Source organism: Pseudomonas sp. MWU318, assembly GCF_016756945.1.
GTDB lineage: Bacteria > Pseudomonadota > Gammaproteobacteria > Pseudomonadales > Pseudomonadaceae > Aquipseudomonas > Aquipseudomonas putida_A.
On record NZ_JAESJL010000001.1, the window covers coordinates 926,867 to 935,394 of the forward strand.

Sequence of the window (8,528 nt, forward strand, 5' to 3'; positions counted from 1 at the left end):
CGCAGCCTGCGGCAGCTCCTACAGAGAGCGATCACAAACTGGCGGAGACCTTCTCCGCCACATCCTTCGGCACCCACGCTTGCCACACCTCTGGATGCGCCTTCATGAACGCTTCCGCCGCCTGACGTGGTGCGGTGTGCTTCTCGCTCATCTCGGCCAACGCCTTGTTCAGCGGCTCGATCGGGAAATCCACCTTGCTGAAGAAAGCCGCGATCTGCGGATACTGTTTCTGGAACGGCGTAGACACTCCGATCGACAGCTTCGAGGCCAGCGAACGGGTCGGTTTCGGATTTGGGTTATCGGCATCGGTCAGGGTCTTCCACGCCTCGGCATCGAACGGTGGCTCTTCCAACTGCACCAGTTTGAATTTGCCCAGCAACGGCGTCGGCGACCAGTAATAGAACAGCACCGGTTTGCCCCGACGGATCGAAGAGCTGATTTCGGCATCCAGCGCCGCGCCCGAGCCACTGCGGAAATTGGTGTAATCGTCCTGCAGCCCGTAAGCGGTCAGTTTCTGTTTGTTCACCACTTCCGAGGTCCAGCCGATCGGGCTGTTGAGGAACCGACCCTTGCTCGGGTTTTCCGGGTCCTTAAACACGTCCTTGTATTTCTTCAGATCACTGACACTGCGCAAGTCCGGCGCCAGCGGTTTGATGCCCTTGGCCGGGTCACCCTTGATCACGTATTCCGGCACCCACCAGCCTTCAGTGGCACCCTTGACCGTATCGCCAAGACTGACGACCTTGCCCTCCGCTTCAGCCTTGACCCACACCGGACTGCGCCCGGCCCACTCTTCGCCAATGACCTGAATGTCATTGTTGGCCAGCGCGGTTTCCAGGGTGATGGTGGTACCCGGCAATGTATCGGTCGGCAGGCCATAACCCTTCTCGACGATGATCCGCAGGACATCGGTGATCAGGCTGCCGCTTTCCCAGTTCAGGTCGGCAAAATGAATCGGTGCCTGTGCCGCCGCTGCCGGCTGCGCGGCCGTCAGCACACCGAACGAAACCACGCTGGCGGCCAATAGCCGTCGAATTCCTTTCATGCTTTGCACCTCGTGCTGTTCACAGCAATAGCAGGATGGCCTGGCAGAAGACCGCAAGCCTCTGAATACTCAGTCAACTGACTGTAGCCGAGGTTCCTGCTTTTTCCGGGGCCCCATCCCGGCGAGGTTATGTTTCAGACTTTTCCTGCAAGCTTTGCAGCTCGCGTCTGACCATGCTGGCGTATTCCGCAGGCCGCAAGGTGTAGATCTGCGCTGCCACCCAGTTCAGCCACGCGCCCTGCAATTCGGCTTTGGCGTTGAACAGGCGCAATGCCTCCTCACGCGCACGGTCAAGGTTTTGCGAATGGAAGTCGGCGCGACTCACACCACCGATCACTCGCTGGCCTTGAACGTGATCAGTTCGCCCTTGCGCCACTTCGCCGCTTTACCGGTAACGGCTTTCAGGGTCTTGGTCAGGCCTTCCTGCAGTTGCTGGTGCGCGGCAAACACCGTCACCACGCTGTGGCCTTCCTTGAAAAGGATCGCGTGGCCGTCCGCTGTATCGACAAAGGCGTAGTCGCCCAGGCCGTACACCGTCAGTTTGATTTCGCGAAAGCGGATGTCCATCTTGCCGCCTTCACGGCTGGGCAGCACGGCCGCGCTGAAATGATCGCCGACCTTGAGCTTGAGCCCCGGTTTGTCATCGACCACCAATGCACTTTCGGTATCGATCTCGGCCACGTAAATGCCTTCGGCGTTCTGTTCGGTGATGTAAACAAAACGCGATTGAAACAGCTTGACCAGCTTTGCACGCAAATCACCCAACACGAACAAAGCATGCATATCGAGATTACTGACTGCCAAAGAAACATCCCCACATCTGAAAAGTACCCTGCGCCAAAACGCGCACGGCAAAAAAACGGCCAGGCCGATGCTGTTACCGAATGACTTCAGTACACCTGAAACAAGCGGAGCGCCCATACATCACAAGTTCGCAAGACTACTGGAAAGTCACGCGAGAAACTTGCCTCGACGTTCGCCAGGCCTTGAAGGAAAAATCTTCATTGAAGCGCAACGAAGACGGACTACAAACTTTAGGGAAAAAACTGACGAAAAAAAGCCCTTTTCCGACATATCGCCGGTAAAAAATTGCTTTAGATAGGCACCTGTCGCCAGCAGACACTGGCGATTCTAGAGCAGCGATGCTCCTTCCGACTACCCGAACCGACCTGTAACCGTCGGCTATCTCATGAAAAGGACTTCATATGTGCACTCTGACTCACTTTGCCCAGCCTTCCAAACCCGTCATCGACACGCCGTTCGTGCTGCAAGGCACCGATCTGGCTGAACTTGCGGAGCACGGAGCAGGCAATCACAGACCGCGATTTCAGGTCGTTCCGGCGGGTAACGCGTTCTTTCATATCAAGGAATCTTCCACCGGTCGTGTAAGAGGTTTCCGCGAAGACCATAACGAGGCGTGCGCCCTCGCCCGCTCGCTTGAATCACGAATCGAACTCTTGTCCAACGGTTGCCTCAGATAAAGAGCGAGCGACAGCGCCATTCCGGCACACGCAAAAGGAGTACACGATGGAACTGCCTGCATATGATCTGAAAACCCTGTTCGACCAACTGGGCCTGCCATCGGACAACGAGGCAATCGACGATTTCATCGAAGCGCATCCGCTGGATGCCAACACCAAGTTGATCGATGCCGAGTTCTGGACACCGCAACAGGCGCAACTGCTGAAGGAGTGGCTGCGCGCCGACGGCGAAGAAGCGGTGATGGTCGATGAATTGAACGTACGCCTGCACGACGGACGTTAATAAATGTCAGTGCAGGCTGTCGCCAGGCTCGGCCATCAGTTGCGCGAGCCAGGCAGCCTTGCACTCCTCCGCTTCGTCGCGACTGGCGAACGCGGTGCCACGCCGCTCACCATTGAGCAACACCACCCAGCACACGCTCTGGCCCATCGCGCGCAATCCGGCGGGCACACCACTGCCAATCATCACCGCGACATCGACTCTGCACATACTGACCTCTCGATTTCATTAGCTACCTAACTAACGGCCATGTTAATGACTTCATCGCAGAGGAAACAGCAACGCCCGTGCACAGATTCATTGCGCGAGCGGTAACAATCGATCAGCGCGGATTTTCCGGTTTATAGCCCAGACGCAGTCCGCCCCAATGCCGGCCCTTGACCATGATCGGCACTGACAAGTCGTGCATCAGCTCGCCGGTATCGCGGGTGTAAGTCTGCAATAGCACCGCCTGTTGATGGCTGCCGCAGCGAATCCCGGTGCGGTCGGCGAACTTGCGTTTGGTGCGGTTACCCACCGCGTCGACCTGCGCGTCACCGGTCAACGGCTGACTGAACGCCAGGTTGTGCGTCGGCACATAACCCTGCGGCGTGCACGCGATGGCGAAGACCAACCCCTCATGGCGCGGCAGCAGGGGCTCCTGAATCGCCGGCAATACCTGATCGGTGTAGCGGTCGAAACGGGTCTGAAACTTCGCCGGTTGCGTCCCGGGAATCGGTTGATATTGACGGTCGAACAAATCCTCAAGGCTGATCCGCCCCTGCTCGACATCCGCTTCGAACCGCGCCGCAATCTGACTCGCGCCCTCACGCGCCAGGTCATAGACGCGCTGGTGATAGTCATCCAGACCGACTTCGGCCAGACGCTCGCTGATGGTTTCCGCCTGCCCTTCCATCTGCACAGCGGCCTCGGCCAGGCGTCGGGTCTGCTGATCGCTGATCGCCAGATCACTGCGCATTTGCTCGATGGCCTTGAACAGACTGTCGAGCTGCTCGCGATTGGTTTCCGCGCCACGGGCGATTTCACCGACCTGAGCTTCCACTCCCGCCGTCAGCCGTGCGATGTTTTCCAGATGCTGACCGGTATTCTCGACCTGCTCGACACCGATCTGCAGATCGCTGGACAGCTCGCGGATCTGCTCCACCACTTGCGCCGTACGCTGCTGAATATCGGCGACCATCTCGCCGACCTCGCCGGTCGCCGAGGCAGTCCGCGCTGCCAGACCGCGCACCTCATCCGCCACCACCGCAAAACCACGGCCATGCTCACCCGCCCGCGCCGCTTCAATCGCCGCGTTGAGGGCGAGCAGATTGGTCTGGCTGGCGATGGACTGAATCACCAGCGTCACCCGTTGAATATCATCGCTGCGCAGGCTCAGGGCTTCGATCAATTCACGGCTGGCATTCGCGCGTTGACTGAGTTGATGCATGCGCGCAATCGAATCCACCAGTTCGGTGCGCCCCGCCGCGCTGCTGTGATGCGCTTCGCTGGCGGCGTCCAGCGCTTCACGACTGAGCTGCGAAGTGGCGTGTTCGGTGGCGATCATCACTTCGGCGTTGCTGACAATCTGCGCCGCTGCGTCGAGTTGCGATTCCAGTTTGCCCGCCAGTTGCTTGACGGAAAACGCCACACCGGCAGCTGACAGTGCGTTATGACTGGTGGTGTAGGAAAGATCGCGGGTGAGTTCGGAAATCGCGCTGCCGGCATCGACAGGCGCAGCATCGGGAATGACCCGCGAACGCAGGCGCGGCAGCCAGACAATCAGCACCGCCAGCGGCATGCCGATGTACAGCGACCATCCACCCAGGGTCATGCCGGCGAGCAACAGCATCAGGGCGATGCTTTGCAGGGTCGGAGCGATCCAGCGGTTTTTCGGCAACAGCACTGGTGCGGGCAAGGCCCCAACCAGAGATCCATCTCTCGTCATTTCAACACCCCACGCTTGTTCTCATTGTTGTGACTGCATTAAACGCCACTAGAACGCCATTATCCATGGTCCGTTAGTCGTGGAGTCTGCAGCAGGTCAATGGAACGGCGCGCAAAATATCGCAGACGAGCAAAAGCAAAGATCGCAGCCCCATCAGCTCGTGTAGGAGCTGCCGAAGGCTGCGATCTTTTGCAGGCGCCCCCGATTCAGGGGGCAACCATGGAATCAGGCCTGACGCTGGTGCTTGTCGATCTGCTCGTGACGCTCTTGAGCTTCGATGCAGTACTTGGTGGTCGGGCTGATCAGCAGGCGTTTCAGGCCGATGGCCTCGCCGCTGTCGTCGCACCAGCCAAAACTGTCTTCCTTGATGCGCTCAAGGGCTTGTTCCAGTTGCGGCAGCATGCGCTGGTCGCGATCGATCGCGTTCACCAGCCAGGTGCGCTCTTCTTCAACCGAAGCCGCGTCCGCCGGGTCGGCCGGAGTGTCCAGGCTTTCGATGGCGATACGGTTTTGCTCAATGCGCTCGTGGGTTTCGACTTTCATGTTCTGCAACAGCTCAGTGAAGAAAGCGTGTTGCTCGGCATTCATGTAGTCATCTGCCGGCATGGCCAGCAACTTGTCCTTTGTCATTGATATCTCTATAAAAAAACGTGCATTAAGGCGAAATAGGGAGCGTTCCGGCGAACCGTGTCCGGTCGACGAAAAGGCATCGTTTATTGCAAACGCCACCCGGCACTCAATTTACGAAGGGGCGGCAGTCTAAGGCCCGTTTGAGGCCTCAGCAACTGTAAATACCGGGAATTTGTCCGACAACAGCCGTAAACGGGTCTGACACAGGCTTCGTGGCGGTCATCGGAGTGCGTTTATAGCAAGAAATTCAGTCGAGCGGCTGTATATAGAAGACAAACGGCTAACCGCTGGTGCCTCATCGCGAATTTTTCTTCTCCCGGTGCATCGTTTCAGCCAAGCAGAACCCCAAAAGCCCTCCTAACATCAGCCACAGAGTGATTTGATCAGCCTAAAGGAAGACTTATGCCCCGCCCCGATCTGCCGGCCAACGACGAGCGCCCCCTCGCCAGCCCCCCGATCAATGCCGAGCGTCTGCTGCAACTGATCACCGACGAATACGACACCCTGCCGCGTCAACTCAAACGCATCGCCAGCTACATGAGCCAGCAAAGCGACCGGATCATGGTCGATCGCATCAGCGACATCGCCCGCGAATGCGAGGTGCATCCGTCCGCCATCGTGCGTTTCTCGCAGCGTTTCGGCTTCAGCGGCTTCAGCGAGATGCAGGCGCTGTTCCGCGCCGCCTACACCCACAAAGCCTCGCCGGTGCACAACTACCAGCAACGCATCCGCAGCATGATCGCCAACCAGTCGCAGCAAGCCAGCGACGGCGACCTCGCCCGCGAATGCATCGACGCCACCCGCTCCGGCATCGAACGCCTGGGCCGCGAACTCGACGACGTCGCGTTCGAAAAAGCCGTCGACCTGATCGTCAACGCCGACAACATCTATGTGGTCGGCGTACGTCGCTCCTTCGCCGTCGCTGACTACCTCGTTTACAACTTGCAACACACTCACAAGCGCATTCACCTGGTTTCCGGACTGGGCGGCAGTTATCGCGAGCAGATGCGCAGCGTGCGTAGCGGTGATTTGGTCATCGCCATCAGCTTCACCCCCTACGCCAAGGAAACCCAACACTGCCTGCGCTATGCCCGCCAGCAACAGGCCAACACCCTGATCCTCACCGACAGCCACCTCTCGCCTTTGGCCAAAAACGCCAACAGCCTGCTGCTGGTGAATGAGGGCAGCGCACTGGCGTTCCGTTCGCTGAGCGCGACGTTGTGTTTGTGTCAGGCGTTGTTCGTGGCGGTGGCGTATCGGCTGGAATTGAATGTGGACGAGATTCATGAGCAGGCCGGTTTTGACGACTGACATTTGCCTCAGGCTCGGCTAGGTTATGCCTTCCCACCGGTTCGACTTGAAGGAACGCGTCATGAAACTGATCGGCATGCTGGACTCCCCCTACGTGCGCCGCGTGGCGATCTCCGCCAAACGCCTCGGCATCGACCTCGAACATGAATCGGTCTCGGTGTTCCGCCACTTCGAGCAATTCCAGCAGATCAACCCGGTGGTCAAGGCGCCCACGCTGATCCTCGACGACGGCGTGGTCCTGATGGACTCCACCCTGATCCTCGACTACCTGGAAGCCGCCAGCGGCAAAAGCCTGCTGCCGAGCGACCTCAAACAACGCGCCCACGCCCTGCGCCTGATCGGCCTCAGCCTCGCCGCCTGCGAAAAAGCCGTGCAGCTCTACTACGAACGCAACCTGCGCCCGGCCGACATTCAATACCAACCGTGGGTCGAGCGCGTCGAAGGCCAACTCGCCGCCGCCTTCACCGCCCTCGAACAGGAACTGGAAAAAACCGGCCTGCCCACCGACGGCACCCTCACCCAGGCCGGCATCAGCCTCGCCGTCGCCTGGAGCTTCACCGACCTCGTCGTCCCCGACCAGATCGACACCCGCCGCTACCCGCACATTGCCCAATACACCGCGTACACCGAAACCCTCGAAGCGTTCGTCAGCACCCCGATGACCTGACCATGAGCACCACCGACACCGCCGCCCCGGCGTTAAAGGAAATCTTCAACGCCGAACGCCTGCAACACATCGCCAGCGAAATGAGCGCCGTGTACCCGGCGTTCAAGGCCAAGGTGTTTCTCAAACACGCCAACCAAGGGCTGGCGGAATTGTCGGTGATGCAACGCATGGCCCGCGTCAGCGAAAGCCTGCATGCCGTGCTGCCGCTGGACTACGAAGATTCCCTCGAAGTCCTGCGCGAACTCGCCCCCCGCCTCAACAGCGGATTCGTCAGCATGTGCTTGCCGCACTACGTCGCCAGCTACGGCGGCCACGCCTTCGATACCTCCATGCAAGCGCTGAAATACTTCACCACCTTCGGCTCCTCCGAATTCGCCATCCGCCACTTCCTGCGCAGCGACCTCGAACGCTCGCTGGAACTCATGCACGACTGGACCCAAGACCAAAACCACCACGTCCGCCGCCTCGCCAGCGAAGGCACCCGCCCCCGCCTGCCCTGGTCATTCCGCCTGGAAGCCGTGCAAGCCAACCCGCAACTGACCGCCGGAATCCTCGATCGGTTGAAAGCCGACGAGAGCCTGTACGTGCGCAAGTCCGTGGCGAACCATCTGAACGACGTGACCAAGGAACATCCGGAATGGGTGCTGGACACGATTGAAGGCTGGCCACTGGAGAACAAACACACGGCGTGGATTGCCAAGCATGCGTTGCGCAGTTTGATCAAACAGGGAGATTTGCGCGCGCTGACGGTGATTGGTGCGGGGGCCAAGGCAGAGGTTGAGTTGCTGGATGTGCGGGTTGAGCCGGCGGTGGTGAGGTTGGGTGAGGCGATTACGTTGTCGTTTACAGTGAAGTCGACGGTGGCGCATGAACAGCGGTTGGTGATTGATTATGCGATTGACTATGTGAAGGCGAATGGCGGGGTGTCGGGGAAGGTTTTCAAGTTGAAGACGGTGGAGTTGGCGGGGTTTGGGGAAGTGATTGTGGGGAGGCGGCAGGTGATTAGGGATTTTACGACGCGGAGGCATTTTTTGGGGCGGCATGGGGTTAGGGTTTTGGTTAACGGGGAGGTTTTGGGGGGTGGTGCGTTTGAGATCGTTGCTGAGTGATACCGTTATTAGGTTCCGTTGATCTGGCGAGACTCGGGCTGATAGGGAATTACGGATGGGGCTGCTTTTGGCCAACAG

General features: G+C 59.1%; 11 protein-coding genes. 5 read left to right on the top strand and 6 right to left on the bottom strand.

All coding sequences use genetic code 11. From position 1 onward, the window contains the following. Window positions 1-31: 31 nt before the first annotated feature. From JN524_RS03930 to JN524_RS03940, 3 genes are all read right to left on the bottom strand, one after another. Window positions 32-1,045, bottom strand: a complete 1,014-nt coding sequence (locus JN524_RS03930) for an ABC transporter substrate-binding protein (protein WP_123586734.1) — start codon at window positions 1,043-1,045, stop codon at window positions 32-34. Between the two features lie 127 nt (window positions 1,046-1,172). Further along, window positions 1,173-1,370: a hypothetical protein gene (locus tag JN524_RS03935; protein ID WP_027612962.1), complete on the bottom strand. Its 198-nt coding sequence runs from the start codon at window positions 1,368-1,370 to the stop codon at window positions 1,173-1,175. A gap of 8 nt (window positions 1,371-1,378) precedes the next feature. Next, window positions 1,379-1,849, bottom strand: a complete 471-nt coding sequence (locus tag JN524_RS03940) for a hypothetical protein (RefSeq protein WP_007966910.1) — start codon at window positions 1,847-1,849, stop codon at window positions 1,379-1,381. A 401-nt stretch (window positions 1,850-2,250) separates the two neighbouring features. Between JN524_RS03940 and JN524_RS03945 the strand changes: the two genes are divergently transcribed. Both JN524_RS03945 and JN524_RS03950 read left to right on the top strand, forming a co-directional pair. Next, complete coding sequence (locus JN524_RS03945; RefSeq protein WP_202368543.1) at window positions 2,251-2,526, top strand: hypothetical protein; 276 nt, start codon at window positions 2,251-2,253, stop codon at window positions 2,524-2,526. Window positions 2,527-2,572: 46 nt separating this feature from the next. After that, complete coding sequence (locus tag JN524_RS03950; protein WP_115989511.1) at window positions 2,573-2,809, top strand: DUF2789 family protein; 237 nt, start codon at window positions 2,573-2,575, stop codon at window positions 2,807-2,809. A 6-nt stretch (window positions 2,810-2,815) separates the two neighbouring features. Here the strand turns inward: JN524_RS03950 and JN524_RS03955 are convergent, their stop codons facing one another. The 3 genes from JN524_RS03955 to JN524_RS03965 all read right to left on the bottom strand — a co-directional run bounded on the left by JN524_RS03955 (window position 2,816) and on the right by JN524_RS03965 (window position 5,363). After that, window positions 2,816-3,016, bottom strand: a complete 201-nt coding sequence (locus JN524_RS03955; RefSeq protein ID WP_007966907.1) for a hypothetical protein — start codon at window positions 3,014-3,016, stop codon at window positions 2,816-2,818. Between the two features lie 112 nt (window positions 3,017-3,128). After that, window positions 3,129-4,733: a methyl-accepting chemotaxis protein gene (locus tag JN524_RS03960; protein ID WP_202368544.1), complete on the bottom strand. Its 1,605-nt coding sequence runs from the start codon at window positions 4,731-4,733 to the stop codon at window positions 3,129-3,131. A 225-nt stretch (window positions 4,734-4,958) separates the two neighbouring features. Then, on the bottom strand, window positions 4,959-5,363 hold the full coding sequence (locus JN524_RS03965) for a TraR/DksA family transcriptional regulator (RefSeq protein WP_003225981.1): 405 nt from the start codon (window positions 5,361-5,363) through the stop codon (window positions 4,959-4,961). Between the two features lie 402 nt (window positions 5,364-5,765). Here JN524_RS03965 and JN524_RS03970 point away from each other — a divergent pair, with 402 nt between their 5' ends. The 3 genes from JN524_RS03970 to JN524_RS03980 all read left to right on the top strand — a co-directional run bounded on the left by JN524_RS03970 (window position 5,766) and on the right by JN524_RS03980 (window position 8,450). Further along, window positions 5,766-6,674, top strand: a complete 909-nt coding sequence (locus JN524_RS03970; RefSeq protein WP_007966905.1) for a MurR/RpiR family transcriptional regulator — start codon at window positions 5,766-5,768, stop codon at window positions 6,672-6,674. A gap of 61 nt (window positions 6,675-6,735) precedes the next feature. Further along, entirely contained in the window at window positions 6,736-7,341 is a 606-nt protein-coding gene (locus tag JN524_RS03975) for a glutathione S-transferase (RefSeq protein WP_202368545.1), read from the top strand. 2 nt (window positions 7,342-7,343) lie between these two features. Further along, entirely contained in the window at window positions 7,344-8,450 is a 1,107-nt protein-coding gene (locus JN524_RS03980; RefSeq protein ID WP_202368546.1) for a DNA alkylation repair protein, read from the top strand. Window positions 8,451-8,528 lie beyond the last annotated feature (78 nt).